At 73.6% G+C, this 15,953-nt stretch carries 14 protein-coding genes and 1 pseudogene; 9 read left to right on the top strand and 6 right to left on the bottom strand.

Annotation, left to right across the window (positions count from 1 at the left end):
* Positions 1-2 precede the first annotated feature (2 nt).
* From JWQ92_RS14385 to JWQ92_RS14375, 3 genes are all read left to right on the top strand, one after another.
* Positions 3-1,028: a Gfo/Idh/MocA family oxidoreductase gene (locus JWQ92_RS14385; protein WP_297345149.1), complete on the top strand. Its 1,026-nt coding sequence runs from the start codon at positions 3-5 to the stop codon at positions 1,026-1,028.
* A 79-nt stretch (positions 1,029-1,107) separates the two neighbouring features.
* Positions 1,108-2,169, top strand: a complete 1,062-nt coding sequence (locus JWQ92_RS14380) for an NAD-dependent epimerase/dehydratase family protein (RefSeq protein ID WP_297345148.1) — start codon at positions 1,108-1,110, stop codon at positions 2,167-2,169.
* Positions 2,166-3,122, top strand: a complete 957-nt coding sequence (locus JWQ92_RS14375) for an aldo/keto reductase (RefSeq protein ID WP_297345147.1) — start codon at positions 2,166-2,168, stop codon at positions 3,120-3,122. Before JWQ92_RS14380 ends, JWQ92_RS14375 begins: the two co-directional genes overlap by 4 nt.
* Before the next feature lie 4 nt (positions 3,123-3,126).
* On the opposite strand, the gene JWQ92_RS14370 is transcribed toward JWQ92_RS14375, so the two are convergent.
* Positions 3,127-4,101 carry a Gfo/Idh/MocA family oxidoreductase gene (locus JWQ92_RS14370; protein WP_297345146.1) on the bottom strand — a complete coding sequence of 325 codons (975 nt, stop codon included), beginning with the start codon at positions 4,099-4,101 and terminating at the stop codon, positions 3,127-3,129.
* Positions 4,102-4,162: 61 nt separating this feature from the next.
* Between JWQ92_RS14370 and JWQ92_RS14365 the strand changes: the two genes are divergently transcribed.
* The 4 genes from JWQ92_RS14365 to JWQ92_RS14350 all read left to right on the top strand — a co-directional run bounded on the left by JWQ92_RS14365 (position 4,163) and on the right by JWQ92_RS14350 (position 9,345).
* Positions 4,163-4,939 carry an SDR family oxidoreductase gene (locus JWQ92_RS14365; protein WP_297345145.1) on the top strand — a complete coding sequence of 259 codons (777 nt, stop codon included), beginning with the start codon at positions 4,163-4,165 and terminating at the stop codon, positions 4,937-4,939.
* 93 nt (positions 4,940-5,032) lie between these two features.
* On the top strand, positions 5,033-6,202 hold the full coding sequence (locus JWQ92_RS14360) for an acyl-CoA desaturase (RefSeq protein WP_297345144.1): 1,170 nt from the start codon (positions 5,033-5,035) through the stop codon (positions 6,200-6,202).
* Between the two features lie 267 nt (positions 6,203-6,469).
* Positions 6,470-6,802 (top strand): hypothetical protein, encoded by a 333-nt coding sequence (locus tag JWQ92_RS14355; protein ID WP_297345143.1) that lies wholly within the window; start codon positions 6,470-6,472, stop codon positions 6,800-6,802.
* Between the two features lie 470 nt (positions 6,803-7,272).
* Positions 7,273-9,345 (top strand): acyl-CoA dehydrogenase family protein, encoded by a 2,073-nt coding sequence (locus JWQ92_RS14350; protein ID WP_297345142.1) that lies wholly within the window; start codon positions 7,273-7,275, stop codon positions 9,343-9,345.
* Positions 9,346-9,354: 9 nt separating this feature from the next.
* Here the strand turns inward: JWQ92_RS14350 and JWQ92_RS14345 are convergent, their stop codons facing one another.
* The 4 genes and pseudogenes from JWQ92_RS14345 to JWQ92_RS14330 all read right to left on the bottom strand — a co-directional run bounded on the left by JWQ92_RS14345 (position 9,355) and on the right by JWQ92_RS14330 (position 11,746).
* On the bottom strand, positions 9,355-10,110 hold the full coding sequence (locus JWQ92_RS14345) for a metallophosphoesterase family protein (protein WP_297345141.1): 756 nt from the start codon (positions 10,108-10,110) through the stop codon (positions 9,355-9,357).
* Positions 10,111-10,146: 36 nt separating this feature from the next.
* A pseudogene (locus tag JWQ92_RS14340) lies at positions 10,147-10,401 on the bottom strand (hypothetical protein); the annotation flags it as partial.
* Between the two features lie 64 nt (positions 10,402-10,465).
* Entirely contained in the window at positions 10,466-11,083 is a 618-nt protein-coding gene (locus JWQ92_RS14335) for a TMEM175 family protein (RefSeq protein ID WP_297345140.1), read from the bottom strand.
* Positions 11,084-11,119: 36 nt separating this feature from the next.
* The gene (locus tag JWQ92_RS14330; RefSeq protein WP_297345139.1) at positions 11,120-11,746 is read right to left on the bottom strand and encodes a TetR/AcrR family transcriptional regulator; all 627 of its coding nucleotides are present in this window, start codon (positions 11,744-11,746) and stop codon (positions 11,120-11,122) included.
* 103 nt (positions 11,747-11,849) lie between these two features.
* On the opposite strand from JWQ92_RS14330, the gene JWQ92_RS14325 reads away from it, so the two are divergent.
* Both JWQ92_RS14325 and JWQ92_RS14320 read left to right on the top strand, forming a co-directional pair.
* Positions 11,850-13,367, top strand: coding sequence for an MFS transporter (locus JWQ92_RS14325; RefSeq protein WP_297345138.1), 1,518 nt, complete (start codon positions 11,850-11,852; stop codon positions 13,365-13,367).
* Between the two features lie 95 nt (positions 13,368-13,462).
* A complete protein-coding gene (locus JWQ92_RS14320; RefSeq protein ID WP_297345137.1) occupies positions 13,463-15,193 on the top strand; it encodes an aldehyde dehydrogenase family protein in 1,731 nt (576 codons plus the stop codon).
* A 166-nt stretch (positions 15,194-15,359) separates the two neighbouring features.
* On the opposite strand, the gene JWQ92_RS14315 is transcribed toward JWQ92_RS14320, so the two are convergent.
* Positions 15,360-15,953, bottom strand: a 594-nt coding sequence (locus JWQ92_RS14315; protein WP_297345136.1) for a zinc-binding dehydrogenase, incomplete at its 5' end; no start/stop codon positions are given.

The raw sequence follows: 15,953 nt of genomic DNA, 5'->3' as shown, positions 1-15,953 counted from the left end.
CCGTGCACGCCCTCCCCCACGCCGATGTCACGCCGCTCCGCGGGGGCCCGACGCTCCGCTGGGGCGTGATCGGGCCCGGCGGCATCGCCGGCGACTGGGTCGACACGGTGCTCCGGAACACCGGGCAGCGGGTCGTGGCCGTCGGCTCGAGGTCGCTCGAGCGGGCCGAGCGCTTCGCGGCCGAGCACGGCGTCGAGCGCGCGGTCGGCTCGCCGGAGGCCCTCGTCGCCGATCCCGAGGTCGACGCCGTGTACGTCGCGACGCCGCACAGCGAGCACCGCCGCCTGGGTGTGCTCGCCGCCGACGCGGGGAAGCACGTGCTCATCGAGAAGCCGATCGGCCTGACGGCGGACGACGCGATCGCGGTCCGCGACGCGGCACGACGCGCCGGCGTCCTCGCGGCCGAGGCGATGTGGACGCGCTACCTGCCCGGGTTCTCGGTCGTGGCGCAGCTGCTGCAGAACGGCGACATCGGCGACGTCCGCCTCGCGACCGCCGACATCGGTTGGCAGGTGCCGCGCACTGCCGCTCCGCGGCTCTGGGACCCGGCGCTGGGCGGCGGCGCCCTCCTCGACATGGGCGTGTACGCCTTCTGGTTCGCCCGGTTCGCGATCGGCGCCGCGCACCGCATCGAGGCCGTCGGCAGCTTCGCCGCGGAGGGCGTCGACGACCAGCTCGCGGCGGTCGTCACGGGTGCCGACCACCGCATGGCCGCCGTCACCGTGTCCATGGCCGCGGGGAACACCGGCCTCGGCTCGATCGTCGGCACGGGCGGCGCCATCCGCTTCCTCGATCCGTTGGTCTTCCCGGCACGGTTTGCGGTTCGGACCGGGTCGGACGAGCAGGTCTGGGAGGACACCTCGGGCCTCGTGCTGCGCGAGGGCCTCGCCTGGCAGTCGACCGCGATCGCGCAGGCCGTCGCCGACGGCCTGACCGACTCCCCCGTGCATCCGATCGAGAACGCGATCGAGGTCATGCGGATGCTCGACTCGGTGCGCGACCTGATCGCACCACCGACGCGGGAGTAGCGGATGGGCCACCATCCCTGCGGCTTCGAGGACCGGTACGCGGGCCGGCTCTGACCGGTCCCAGAAGGAGATACGGAACATGTTGCAGTTCGACGAGGCGCCCTTGCGGATCCTGTACATCGGCGGGACCGGCACCATCAGCGCGTCCTGCGTGCGCGCGTCCGTGGCGGCCGGCATGCGGGTCGACGTGCTGAACCGGGGACGCAACGGGGCGGAACGCACGCTGCCCGACGGCGTCGGGTCGATCACGGCCGACGTGTCGGATCCGGCCGGGCTCGAGCAGGCGCTCGCCGGGCGCGACTACGACGCGGTCGTGAACTTCCTCTCCTACGACGCGGACGACGCCGGCCGGATGGTCGCGCTGTTCGGCGGCCGCACGGGCCAGTACGTGCACATCAGCTCCGGCTCCATCTACGCGAAGCCCGTGCAGCAGGTGCCGATCACCGAGTCGACCCCGGTCGCGCCGAACGCGGCGCTCGAGTACGCGCAGGCGAAGCTGCGGGCCGAGGAGGCGCTGCTCGCGGCGCACCGCGCGACGGGCTTCCCCGTCACCGTCGTGCGCCCGTCGCACACGTACGACGACGCCAATCCGCCCCTGCCCGGCGGCTGGACGGTCGTCCACCGGATGCTCGCCGGCAAGGAGATCCCGGTGCACGGCGACGGCACGTCCCTCTGGACGCTCACTCACGCGGAGGACTTCGCGCAGGGCCTCGTCGGGCTGCTCGGCAACCCCAGGACGATCGGCGAGGTGTTCAACATCACCGGATCCGACGTCTACACCTGGGACCAGATCTACACGATCGTCGCCGCCGCCTTCGGCACCGAGGCGCGGCTCGTGCACGTCGCCTCGGAGATGTTCCCGCTGGTCGCACCGGACTGGTTCTGGTCGGGCGAGACGGTGGGTGACATCGGCCACAGCGCGGTGTTCGACACGACCAAGCTGCGCACGGTCGTGCCCGGGTTCGCGCCGCGCCTCACGTTCCACCGCGCCGCGGCGCGCATGGCCGCATGGCGCGCCGGGCATCCCTCGTCGACCGGGAGCGACGCGGCGACGGACGAGGTGCTCGACCGCATCGTGACGGCGTACCACGCGGCGGCGGAGGTGTTCGCGGCTCACGCTCCGCAACCGGTGGCATCGTGACCGCCGTGCTCCCCACCGCGCCGCTCGGATCGACGGGGCTCGCCGTGACCGCGCTCTGCGTCGGCACGAGCCCGCTCGCGAGCATGGCGCGGCTGTACGGGTACGAGGTGGGCGAGGAGCGCGCGGTCGCCACCGTGCAGGCCGTGTTCGACAGTCCCGTGCGCTTCCTCGACACGTCGAACGGCTACGGCGAGGACGGCAGCGCCGAGCGCCGCATCGGCGAGGCGATCCGGCAGGCGGGCGGGCTCCCCTCCGGTGTGGTGCTCGCCACCAAGGTCGATCCCGATCCCCGCACCGGAGACTTCTCCGGGGACCGCGTGCGGGCCTCGCTCGAGGAGAGCCTCGAGCGGCTCGGCCTCGACCGTGTCGACCTGCTGCACCTCCACGACCCCGAGCGCATCCCGTTCGAGGAGGGGGTCGCGAGGGGCGGCCCCGTCGACGCGCTCGTCGCGCTGCGCGACGAGGGGCTCGCCCGCGCGATCGGCGTCGCGGGCGGCCCGGTCGGACTGCTGCAGTCGTACCTCGACACCGGCGCGTTCGACGTCGTGCTGACCCACAACCGCTACACCCTGCTCGACCGCTCCGCCGAGCCGCTCTTCCGGCGGGCCCACGAGGCGGGGCTGGGAGTGCTGAACGCGGCACCCTACGGGGGCGGGATGCTCGCCAGGGGCCCTGCGGCGCAGCCGAAGTACGCCTACGGGGAGCGCGACCCCCGCATCGCCGAAGCGGCCCGGGCGATGCAGGCGGCCTGCAACGAGGCCGGCGTCCCGCTCGCGGCGGCCGCGCTGCAGCTCTCGACGCGTGCCCCGTTCATCGATTCCACGGTGGTGGGAGTCTCCGCGCCGGAGCGGGTGGCGGAGACCGTCGCGCTCGCGGGAACGGCGGTCCCCGACGGGTTGTGGGACGAGCTCGAGCGGATGGTGCCGCCGCGGGCGACCTGGCTGGACGGCTGAGACGTCAGGACCAGGGCCGCTCGAAGCCGGCCGCAGCGTAGATCGCGTCGATCACGGCCATGTTGAGGACGGGGTCGTCGCCCTCGGTCGGCAGCGGCGCCCCCGAGTCGAGCGCGGCGAGCACGGCCTCCAGCTGGTGGTCGTAGGTCTGCCGCCCCGCCACCGTCGAGACGTGGGGGACGTCCCCCAGGGTCAGCCGCACGGAGTGCCCGGCGGACGGGAAGACGAGGTTCTCGACCTGCAGCGCACCGAGCTCGCCCTGCACGACGATCGTGGAGCGCAGCGCAACGCCCTCGACCATGCTGCAGTGCAGCGAGACGGGTGCCGCATCCGGCCCGACGGTGAGCTCGGCACGCATCGTGAGGTCGGCGCCGGACGGGTTGCGGTCCGCCTCGGCCCGCACGACGGTCGGCTCCCCGAACATCGACCGCACCCAGTGCACCGGATAGCAGCCGAGGTCCATCAGCGCGCCGCCGCCGAGCGACGGCTCGTGCCGGATGGTGTTCGGCTCGTAGGGGTTCGAGCCGTCGAACACGGCCTCCACCGCGCGGATCCGCCCCAGCACGCCCTCGGCGAGCAGCCCCCTGACGAGCCCCTGCAGCGGATGGTAGAAGTCGTGGAACGCCTCCACCGCGCGGCGCCCGGTCTCCTCCGCGGTGGCGGCGACCCGCCGCGCCTCGGCGGCGGTCATCGTGAACGGCTTCTCGCAGAGCACGTCCTTGCCCGCCCTGAGCGCCGCGACGGTCCACTCGGCGTGCAGCGACGGCGGCAGCGCGTTGTACACGAGGTCGATCGACGGATCGGCGAGCAGCGCGGCGTAGGAGTCGTACGCGGCGGGGATGCCGTAGCGGTCGGCGTAGTCCCTGGCGCCCGACCGCGACGCGACGGCGCCGACCACCACGTCGTCGCGACGCCGCACCGGCGTCAGCACCGCGGCCGGGGCGATCCCCGCCGCTCCCAGCACCCCGAGCACCCGCATGGCTTCCCTTCCCGTCCCACCTTCTCGAACGGAGCGTACAGATGACCGAACGGTGCCGGCCGTGAGCGCCGAGGGATCGGCGTTCGCGGTCTACCCCTCGCTGGCCGGCCGCGTCGCCTTCGTCAGCGGCGGCGCGTCGGGCCTCGGCGAGGCGTTCGTGCGACGACTCGCGGAGCAGCGCACCGCAGTCGGTTTCGTCGATCTCGACGAGGAACGAGGTGCGGCGGTCGCCGCCGACCTCACCGATCAGGGCCTGTCGGCCCGGTTCCTGCCCTGCGACGTCCGGGATGTGACCGCGCTGCGCGCCGCCATCCACGACGTCGCGGACGCGCTCGGGCCGATCCGCGTCCTCGTGAACAACGCGGCGAACGATCAGCGGGATCCCGTCATGCAGCTGGACGAGGCCACCTGGGACGACCGGATCGCGGTCAACGTGCGGCACCACTTCTTCGCGGCGCAGGCCGTGGCACCCATGATGCGCGACGCAGGCGGCGGGTCGATCGTCAACCTCGGTTCGATCAGCGCCCACATCGACCTGCTGGACCTGCCGGGATACATCACGGCGAAGGCCGGAGTCGAGGGCCTCACCCGCACCCTCGCCCGCGAGCTCGGACCGTGGGCGATCCGGGTGAACTGCATCATCCCGGGCTGGATCATGACGGAGAAGCAGCTGACGCACTGGGTGACGCCCGAAGCCGAGGCGTCGATCGCCCGCAACCAGTGCCTGCCGCAGAAGCTCGTTCCCGACGACGTCGCCCGGATGCTGCTCTGGCTCGCCGCGGACGACTCGCGCAGCTGCACCGCGCAGAACTGGGTGGTGGACGGGGGCTGGATGTAGTGCAGGCCGAGGCCGCGCTTCGCAGAGGCTGCGGCTGTCCTGCAACCGCCCTGCGAATGCACCGCGCGCGCCCGCTGCGGCCCTAGCCTGGTCGTGTCGTCCCAGACCCTGACGGCGGTGCAGCACCGAACCGGAGGGGCGCCCTTGGACCCGTATGCCGTATCGCTCGACCCGTCCCCTGTGCGGAGGGTCGCCCCGCGACGGCGCACTGCGGGGACCGCGCAGGACGACCACGTCAAGGAGTTCGGTGTCCTGCTCGCGGAGGTGCGGGCCGCCGGTCTGCTGGGACGACGGCGCGGCTGGTACGTCGGCCGCACCCTGGTGCTGCTCGCCCTGTTCGGCATCGGATTCGCCGTGCTCTTCGGCCTCGGCGCCTCGTGGTGGCAGCTGCTCACCGCCGCCTACTTCGGCGTGCTCTTCACCCAGACGGCGTTCCTCGCGCATGACAGCGCCCACAAGCAGATCTTCGAGTCCGGCGCCCGCGGTGTGCTCTTCTCCCGGCTGATCGGCAACCTCGGCATCGGGCTCAGCTACGGGTGGTGGCTCGACAAGCACTCGCGCCACCACGCGCACCCGAACACGATCGGGACCGATCGGGACATCCGCCCCGGCGCCGTCGTGTTCACGCCGCAGGACGCCGCCGGACGGACCGGGGTCGCCGCCTGGCTGATGGCCCGCCAGGGCTGGTTCTTCTTCCCGATCCTGCTGCTCGCCGGCATCGACCTGCACCGCAACGCCGTGCTGGCGGTGCTGCACGGACGCTCGGTCGACCACCGGCTGATCGAGGGGTCGCTGCTCGCGATCCGGCTGCTCGGCTTCCCGACGCTCGTCGTCCTCGCCGCCGGACCGGGGATCGGCGCCGCCTTCATGGGGGTGCAGCTGGCCGTCTTCGGCTTCACGATGGGCGGGAGCTTCGCGCCCAACCACAAGGGGATGCCCCTGATCGAGCCGGGGGTGCGCACCGACTACCTGCGCCGCCAGGTGCTCACGTCGCGGAACATCACGGGCGGCTGGCTGATCGAGAAGGCGATGGGCGGCTTGAACTTCCAGATCGAGCACCACCTCTTCCCCAGCATGCCGAGCGTGAACCTGCGCCGGGCGCGGCCGCTCGTGCAGGCCTACTGCCGGGAGCGGGGCATCCGGTACACCGAGACGACGCTGCTGCAGTCGTGGGTGATCGTCGTGCGCTACCTGCACCGGGTCGGCATCAAGGCGGCGGACCCCTTCGACTGCCCTGCCGCGGCGACGTTCCGCAGCGAGTGACATCGCCGGTCCGGGAGGATGCGGAACGGACGGCACGCCGCCCCCACGGAGCCGCCCGTCGGCCTAGTGTCGGCCTCACGAGTTCCGAGGAGGAACCACCATGAGCGACAAGAGCCCCAAGAAGTCCACGGCGAAGACCGCGGCTGCGAAGACCCTGAAGGAGAAGCGGACCGAGAAGAAGGACAAGGCGGCCGCGAAACGGCGCGCGGACTGATCCGCACGGCGACCCCGGCCGTCCGCCTGCTGCTCGCCGCCGGGTTCGCCGGCATGGGCGTCCTGCACCTCCGGCCGGGGCCGGCCCGCGCGATGGCGGCGATCATCCCGCCCTCGCTGCGCGGTCGGGGCGTGCTCGCTCCCGCGTCGCTCGTGCGGCTGACCGGCGCGTGCGAGCTCGCCGGGGCGGCCGGGCTCCTGGTCCCCGGCACCCGGCGCCTCGCGGGCGGGTGCCTCCTGCTCTTCCTCGCCGCGGTCTTCCCGGCGAACGCCTACGCCGCCCGGCATCCGGAGCGGTTCGGCGCGCTCGCCGTCCCGTTCGCGCCCCGGCTCGCGGCACAGGTGCTCCTCGGCGGCCTCACCGCCGTGGCCGCGTTCCGCTCCTAGCCGTACCGGCGCCGCGCCGGGACGGCTTGCCGACGGGCCCGCGGGCACCCGAAGTGGGGTGAGGACAGACAGATCGTTCTGTCCTACTGTTCTGACAGGCGGCCTCCGGGTCGCCGAACCGAGGCCCACCCCGCCTCGGCGCACGGAACACGGCACGCCGGTATCCCCAGACGGACGTGACGGTACCAACCCGATACCCCGAGTCGTCGACGGACGCCGGCCTGCGAGCTCTTCCTCCAGCTCGCGGCCCGGCGTCCTGGACGTGCGGTCCGGGCGCCGACCCGCTGCGCGCCGGCGGAACCGCGCCATCGCCCGGTACCCGCCCGATTTGTGCGGATCTGCAACTCCGGCCTCGTCTGCCCGCCACGATCCCGCGATTCCCTCACACGGAGTCGGCGGATGCGGGGAACGTCGATTACCGTCCCCGAGCCGAGGGCAGCAGCAGCAGCAGCAGCAGAGGGAGGTCCGGCATGGGCGATCGGAGCACGGCGGTCGAGACGCGACTCGAGCGCGAGGAGCGCGACGCGATCTCGGTCGCGCCGCAGCCGGCACCGGCCGCGCCGGTGCCGACCCCCGAGGTGGCGGTCGGCACGAGCACCGGCGTCGACGCGACGGCGCTGCGCGATCTGCTGCTCGGCGAGTGGCGCGAGACCCGGCTCGCTGCCCGGGACCGGATGCTCGACCCGGTCTTCCACCTCCGCGACGACGAGAGCGTCGCCGATCAGCGCTCCCGGGTGACCGCCACCCTGCACACGCTCCTCGAGACCGGCGCGCCGCGCCTGCCCTTCCCGCCGGAGTTCGGCGGCCGCAGCGACGCGGGCGGCAACCTCGCGGCGTTCGCCGAGATCGTGACCGCGGATCCCTCGCTGCAGATCAAGGCCGGCGTCCAGTGGGGCCTGTTCACCGCCGCGATCCTGCACCTCGGCACCCGCACCCACCACGAGCGCTTCCTCGCGGACGCGATCGAGCTGCGCGTGCTCGGCGGCTTCGCGATGACGGAGACCGGGCACGGCTCGGACGTCGCCTCGATCGCGACGACGGCCACCTACGATCCGGCCGCCGAGGAGTTCGTGATCTCGACCCCGTTCCGTGCCGCCTGGAAGGACTACATCGGCAACGCCGCCGTCGACGCCCACGCCGCGGTGGTGTTCGCCCAGCTCGAGACGCAGGGGCAGCGGCGCGGCGTCCACGCGTTCTACGTGCCGATCCGCGACGAGTCCGGCGCATTCCTCCCCGGCGTCGGCGGCGAGGACGACGGCCCGAAGGGCGGCCTCAACGGCGTGGACAACGGCCGGCTGCACTTCAGCGACGTGCGCATCCCGCGCACCGACCTGCTGAACCGGTACGGCGACGTCGCGGCCGACGGCACCTACTCCTCCCCCATCGCGAGCCCCGGCCGCCGCTTCTTCACGATGCTCGGCACGCTCGTCCAGGGCCGCGTCTCGCTCGCGCTCGCCACGAACACCGGTGCGCAGGTCGCCCTGCAGATCGCCGTGCGCTACGCCGCCGAGCGCCGTCAGTTCCCCGGCGCCGGCCGCGACGAGACCGTGCTGCTCGACTACCCGCGCCACCAGCGCCGGCTCCTGCCGCGCATCGCGACGAGCTACGCGGCCTCGTTCGCCCTGAACGAGCTGCTGACGGACTTCCACGCGGTGTTCAGCGGGGAGCACGACACCGACGAGGCCCGCCAGGACCTCGAGACGTTCGCCGCCGCCATGAAGGCGGAGACGACCTGGTTCTCGCTCGAGACGATCCAGGAGTGCCGCGAGGCGTGCGGCGGCGCGGGCTTCCTCGCCGAGAACCGGTTCGGGCGTCTGCACTCCGACCTCGACGTCTACGCGACGTTCGAGGGCGACAACACCGTGCTGCTGCAGCTCGTCGGCAAGCGCCTGCTCACCGACTACGGCAAGCGGTTCACGGGCGCCCCTCCGGCGACCGTCGCCGGCATCCTCGCCAAGCAGATCGTCGGCGGGGTCGCAGGCCTCTCGGGCGCGACGGCCGTCGGACAGCGCCTCGCGGACGGCGCATCGAGCACCAGGGCCTCCCACGCGCTGCGCGATCGCGCCGTCCAGGAGCGGCTGCTCACGGACCGCGTCGAGGTCGCGGTCGCCGAGCTCGCCGCGCGTCTCCGCCCCGCCGGCCGGGCCACGCCCGAGCAGGCCGCGGAGCTGCTCGGGCGCAACCAGCACGCGCTCGTCGAGACGGCGCGCGCCTTCGCACGGCTGCGCCAGTGGCAGGCGTTCGACCGGGCGGTGGGGGACGCGTCCGGATCCACCCGGCTCACCCTCGGGCAGCTGCGCGACGTGTTCGCGCTCGGCCTGATCGAGCACGACCTGGACTGGTACCTCGTGCGGGGCCGCCTGAACCGTCAACGCGCCAGGGCCGTGCCCGTGACTCTCGACGCGCTGCTCGCCGCACTCCGGCCGCACGCCGTCGCCCTCGCCGATGCGTTCGGCTACGAGCAGGGCCACCTGCGCGCCGCGATCGCGTCGGGAGCGGAGCAGCAGCGGCAGGACGAGGCCCGCGCGGCCACGGGCGCCTGAGGCGGGCCGTCAGCGCCCGTCGCGCGGGCCGAAGACCTCGAGGACCTCCAGGTCGCCGGCCGGTTCGCGCAGGTGCTCCTCCGCCCACGCCCGCACATCGGGCAGGCCCGACCCGGCCACGACCTCGCGGATCAGCACGTCCGGATCCACCAGGGTGCGGCGGAACGTGACGCCACCCTCGCCGAGCACCGCCCAGTGCGCGCCCGCGCGCCCGTACGGCAGGCCGACGCTGCCGGGGTTCACGACCAGGCGGCCGTCCACGAGCCGCAGGTACGGCATGTGGGTGTGGCCGCAGACGACCGTGCGCACGTCGGCCGGCAGGCCGTCGAGCACCGCCGTCCATCGGCCGATCCGGCTGTCGACGAGCACGACCTCCTCGTCGTCCCGCGGGGTGGCGTGGCAGAAGCGGACGGGACCGAAGCCGTCGACCACGAGCGTCACCTGCTCGGGCATCGCTTCGAGCAGCGTCAGGTGATCTGGCCGCAGCTGGGCGGCGCCCCAGACCGACAGCGGATCGCCGCCGAGCCCGACGTCGACACCGCTGGCCATCCGCAGCAGCTCCCGGTCGGCGTTCCCGCGCACGAGCACCGCCCGGTCGCCGAGGGCGACGAGCCGGTCGAGCACCTCGGCCGGCTGCGGCCCCCACGTCGAGTCGCCGGTCACGACGACGAGATCGGCCGCGGCGACGAGCCGCTCGGCGAGCACCCGGTCGAGCGCGGGCAGCACCCCGTGCACGTCCGAGAGCACCGCGACCGTCGACACCATCCCCGCACCCTGCCACGGCTGGAGGCGCCGAGCACATCAGCCCCCGCGGACGGCCGTCGCCGCGGCCGAGAGCACGGTGCCGTGGAGCAGCCAGGCGAGCATCACGAGCAGCAGGACGCTCGCCGCCCTGGCGGGGCGCCCTGCCGCGGCCGCGGCGGCGCCGGGCACGAGGTCCAGTGCGACGACGACCACGAACACGCCCCGGAGCAGCGCCCCCGCGACGACCGCCTGCGCCGCGATCGCGAGCAGCCACGCCGCGTGCAGCACGAGCTGCAGGCCGTACAGCGTGAGCCGGTAGGACGTGCGGTCACCATCCGAGTACCGCGGCGAGCCGGCAACCGGTGCACGGCGTGGCTCAGACGATCTCCGAGTCCGCCGACTCCGCCGGACCGCCGTCGTCCCGCGCGAGCTCCCGCTCGACGCGGGTGTCCGGCAGGACCCAGACGACCGCGACCACGACGTAGAGCGCGAGCCCGAGCCGGGGGTCCACGAAGGTGAGCGCGATGCCGGTGCAGTAGAGGACGAGCGAGACCTTCCCCTTGAGGTCGCGCCCGGTGGCGGTCTTCAGCCGCGACGACGGGCCCTGCACCCGGATGAGCGTGCTCCGCAGGATGGAGAAGGCGGACGCGGCGAGCAGCAGCACGATGCCGTAGACCGCTGTCGGTACGGTGGCGAAGCGCTCCTCGCTCATCCAGCCGGTGACGAACGGCACGAGCGACAGCCAGAACAGCAGGTGCAGGTTCGCCCAGAGCACCCCGCCGCGGACCAGGGTGACGAGCCGGAACATGTGGTGGTGGTTGTTCCAGTAGATGCCGAGGTAGACGAAGCTCAGCAGGTAGGCGAGCAGCACCGCCGCGACGTGGCCGAGCGCCGCCCACGTCGCTCCGTCGGGCCGGTGCAGCTCGAGCACCATCACCGTGATGAGGATCGCGATGACCCCGTCGCTGAACGCCTCCACCCGGCCCGCGCGCATGGCGCTCACCGTACCGGCCCAGGAAACCCCGCTGCGTCAGCGGGCCGGGCCGGTGCCCGCGGCCGGGATGATCACGCCGTCGATCACCGACAGCAGGAACGCCCGGTCGACCGGGCGGTGCTCGAGCATGGCGCGCGAGATCACCATCGACGAGCTCACGGTGGAGAGCAGCTCGACGTCGCAGTCGGGAGCGATCTCGCCCCGCTCCTTCGCCCGCTGCAGCAGCGCCCTGGTGACGGCGGCCCGCGGCTCGAGGAAGGCCTCGCGGATCGACTCGGCCAGCTCGGGCGAGTGCGCGATGACCGAGGCGAGCCCCAGCATCACCTTCAGCTTGTGGTCGGCGTCGTGCACCGTGCGCGGCGAGAGGAGCGCGACGAGGTCGCCGCGCAGGCTCCCCGTGTCGGGCAGGACGCCCGCCTTCGCCGCGCCCATGCAGCTGACCGCGTCGAGCACGAGGTCGGCCTTGGAGGGCCAGCGCCGGTAGAGCGTGGCCTTGCCGGCCTTCGCCCGCGCGGCGACCATGTCGACGGTCATCCGCTCGTACCCGACCTCGGCCAGCACGTCCATCGCCGCCGTCATGATCTCGGGGTCGCGCGTGTGGTCCCGCTTGCGCCCGGGCCGGACGGCCTGCTGCGTCGCAGGCGCGGAATCGAGCTGCGTCATCGCACCGGCTCCGTCCCTTCCATGTCGACAGTGTAACAAGAACCTGAACGTTTCGGAACTTGCCGTTTCCGAAACTAACCGGTTCCGTATATGCTCCCTCCCCATGACCTCGACCAGCACGGCGGCGGCGCTCCCGCCGACATCCGCCGCTCCCCCGTCCCGCCGGTGGCTCACCCTCGTGGTGGTCGGCCTGGCCCAGCTCATGGTCGTGCTCGACAACACGGTCGTGAACATCGCCCTCCCCTCCGCCCAGCACGACCTGGGCTTCTCCAACGGCGACCGCCAGTGGATCGTCACCGCGTACTCCCTCGCCTTCGGCAGCCTGCTGCTGCTCGGCGGCCGCCTCTCCGACCTGATCGGGCGCAAGCGAACGTTCGTGCTCGGGCTGGTGGGCTTCGCGCTCGCCTCGGCCCTGGGCGGCGCGGCGACCAGCTTCGGGATGCTCGTCACGGCCCGGGCCGTGCAGGGCGCGTTCGGCGCACTGCTGGCGCCGACGGCCCTGGCCGTGCTCACCACGACCTTCACGGTGCCCCGGGAGCGCTCGCGGGCGTTCGGCGTCTTCGGCGCGATCGCCGGCGCCGGGGGCGCGATCGGCCTGCTGCTCGGCGGCTTCCTGACGCAGGACCTGAGCTGGCGGTGGAGCCTCTACATCAACGTGTTCATCGCCGCCGTCGCCGTGATCGGCGCCGTGACCCTCGTGCCCGCGCTGCACCGGCAGGGGCCCCGCCCCAAGCTCGACGTGCCGGGCACCCTGCTCGTCTCCGGCTCCCTGTTCGGGCTGGTCTACGGCTTCTCGAACGCGGAGACCGACAGCTGGAGCTCCGGCTGGACGTGGGGTCCCCTCGCGGTGGCCGTGGTGCTGCTCGTGGCGTTCGTGCTCTGGCAGCGCCGCGCCGCGCATCCGCTGCTGCCGCTCGGCGTGCTGCTCGACCGGAACCGGGGTGCCGCATTCGCGTCGGTGCTCATCGCCGGCGCCGGCATGTTCGCGATCTTCCTGTTCGTCACCTACTACGCCCAGGCGTCGCTCGGGTACTCCCCCATCCAGACCGGGCTGGCGTTCCTGCCGATGATCGCCTGCCTCGTGCTCGCCGCGCAGCTCGGCACGAACGTGCTACTGCCGCGGTTCGGCCCGCGGGTGCTCGTGCCGATCGGCATGCTGCTCGTCGCCACCGCGATGGTGCTCTTCACGAGGCTCGACCTGCAGAGCTCGTACGCGGGCGGTCTGCTGCCGGCGCTCATGGTCATGGGCCTCGGCATGGGCACGGTGATGCCCGGGTCGATGCAGTCGGCGACGCTCGGGGTCGACGTCCGGTTCGCCGGGGTGGCGTCGGCGCTCGTGAACACGAGCCAGCAGGTCGGCGGCTCCATCGGGACCGCCCTGCTGAACACGCTGGCCACGACCACGGCGACCACCTACGTGCAGGACCATCTGCCGCCGACCAGGGCCGTGATCGCCCAGGCGGCCGTGCACGGCTACGCCATCGCGTACTGGTTCGATGCAGGGCTGTTCGTGCTCGGGGCCGTGCTCGCGGTGCTGCTGTTCCGGCCGCGTCGCCCCGCGACCGCCGCGAGCACCGCCCCGGCGCCGACGGGCCGGGAGGCACCCGCGCTCGCGCACTGATCGACGATCCGGACGGGCCGCCGTGCGGCGGAGGGGTTGAATGAGCACCGTGCTCGCTCCCGAAGCGGCGCGGCGCCCGTCGTCGAAGGAGATCCATGGGAACCGACACCGCCACCGATGCGCCGGGTCCCGCCACGGGCGGCTCCCCGGAGCTCGATCGGCTGCTCGAGGAGCTCGCCGCCGGCGCGGTCCGGTGGGCAGCGACCACGCTCGCCGACCGGGCGGCCCTGATCCGCTCGGTGCACGAGCACGTCGGCCGGGCGGCGGACCCGTGGACCCGCGCGGCGGCGACGGCGAAGCAGCTCGACCCGGCGTCGGCGGCGGTCGGCGAGGAGTGGCTCAGCGGGCCGTACGCCGTCCTGAGCGCCACCGATCGGCTGGGGCGATCGCTCGACGACCTCGCGGCCGGCCGCAGCCCGATCGCCGGCGCCCGGTTCCATGCCGCCCCGGGCGGACGGCGCGCGGTCGACGTCCTGCCCCTCACCTGGGCGGACTCGCTGCTGCTGAACGGCTTCTCGGCCGAGGTGTGGTTCCCGCCCGGGGTCACCGACGAGCAGGCGATCGCCGCCGCGGGGCTCGGCGCGGGACGACCCGGCGAGCAGGGCGGCGTCGGCCTGGTGCTCGGCGCGGGCAACATCACCTCGATCCCGCCGCTCGACGTGCTCGCCGAGCTGATCGCGAACAACCGGTCCGTGATCCTGAAGCTGAACCCGGTGATGGCCGGGATGCTCGAGCCGTACAACGACGCGCTCGACCCCCTCGTCCGCTTCGGCCTGCTGCGCATCGTGCAGGGCGGGGCGGAGGTCGGGGCGTACCTCGCGCACCACCCGTCGGTCGCGCACGTCCACATCACGGGCAGCGCGGCGACCCACGACGCGGTCGTCTTCGGCACCGGCGAGGACGGAGCCCGCCGCAAGGCCGCCGGCACGCCGCTGCTCGACAAGCCGATCACGAGCGAGCTCGGTGGCGTCTCCCCGGTGATCGTCGTCCCCGGCCGCTGGACCGAGCAGGAGCTCGCGTTCCAGGCGGAGCACGTGGCGACGCAGCGGCTGCACAACGGCGGCTACAACTGCATCGCCGCCCAGGTCGTGCTGATCAGCCGCGACTGGGCGCAGAAGGACGCGTTCCTCGGACACCTGCGGCGCGTGCTCGACGAGGCGCCGGGACGCGTCCCCTGGTACCCGGGCAGCGCCGACCGATCGGCCGCGGCGCTCGAACGGCATCCCGACGCCGCGCGCCTCGGCCCCGACGGCGGGCGGCTGCTGATCGCCGCGGACGCCGCCGCGGACGTGGCCGGCACGGAGTACTTCGCGCCGGTCCTCGGCGTGCTCGAGCTGCCCGGCACCGGCGCCGACTTCCTGGACGCGGCCGTGCGGACCGCGAACGACGACCTCGCGGGCAGCCTGGGCGCCAACGTCCTCATCCGCCCCGACACGCGCCGGGCGCTCGGGAGCCGCTTCGACCGTGCCGTCGAGGCGCTGCGCTACGGCACGATCGCGATCAACGCCTGGACGGGAGTCGGCTTCCTGCTCGCGGCCGCGCCGTGGGGCGCCTACCCGGGCAACCCGATCACCGACGTCGGCAGCGGCCGGGGCGTGGTGCACAACGCGTTGCTGCTCGACGGCCCGGAGCGGACGGTCGTCCGCGGTCCGTTCAGGCCGTTCCCCGCCTCGGTGCTCGCCGGCGAGCCGGCGCTCTCACCGCGGCCGCCCTGGTTCGTCACGGCTCGTACGGCAGCGACCACAGGGAGGCGGATGACGCGCTTCGCCGCGAAGCCGTCGCTCGTGCGGCTGGCCGGGATCCTCACGGCCGCGTTCCGCGGCTGAGCGCACGGCCCGTCAACTGGGGGCGCGCGATCCGCGAGGGTGTGCCTAGGGTTGCTGCACCGGATGCTCGCATCAGCTGGGGGGCTGAGGCTCGAGACGCCGGACCCGCGAAGCGCCGTGGGCGGTCGGCTGGGGGGCCGACCGCCCGACGGCGTTCGTGCTGCGGTCAGCGGATCATGACGTGGACCTTCGGGCCGTCGCCGGCCTCCGCGGGTCGCTCCCCCGCGAGGACGGCAGCGACCCCGTCGAGCGCGACCGTCGCGGCCACCAGCGGACGCGGATCGACCGCGCCCGCTGCGTAGGCGTCGATCGCCTGCTGGAGCCCTCCGGACGCGCTCAGCACCCCGACCGCCGTCACGTCCTTCAGCACGAGCTCCCGGCTGTCGATCGGGCTGCGGCTGCCGGCGACGCCGATGAGCACGACCCGCTTGCCCGGCTCGACGAGCCGCACCGCCTCCGCGGGAACCCGGGAGCCGGTGGACGCGTCGATCACCGCGTCCCAGCGCAGGCCGGGCAGCTCCTCGGGCCCCCAGACGCCGTCGAGGCCGAGCGTGCGCGCGAACGCGAGCGACCGCTCGGTCACGCCGAGGACGTGCACCTCGGCGCCGGCGGCCCGGGCGAACATCGCGACGAGCAGCCCGATCGTCCCGGGGCCGAGCACGAGCGCCCGATCCCCGGGTCGCAGCGCGGCCGCCCGGACCGCGCGCACCGCGTTGCCGCCGGGCTCCACCAGGGCCCCCAGCGCGTCGTCGACGGCGTC

Source organism: Amnibacterium sp., assembly GCF_025463795.1.
GTDB lineage: Bacteria > Actinomycetota > Actinomycetes > Actinomycetales > Microbacteriaceae > Amnibacterium.
Note: the sequence above shows the minus strand (reverse complement) of the source record. Positions and strands in the feature narration are given on the sequence as shown.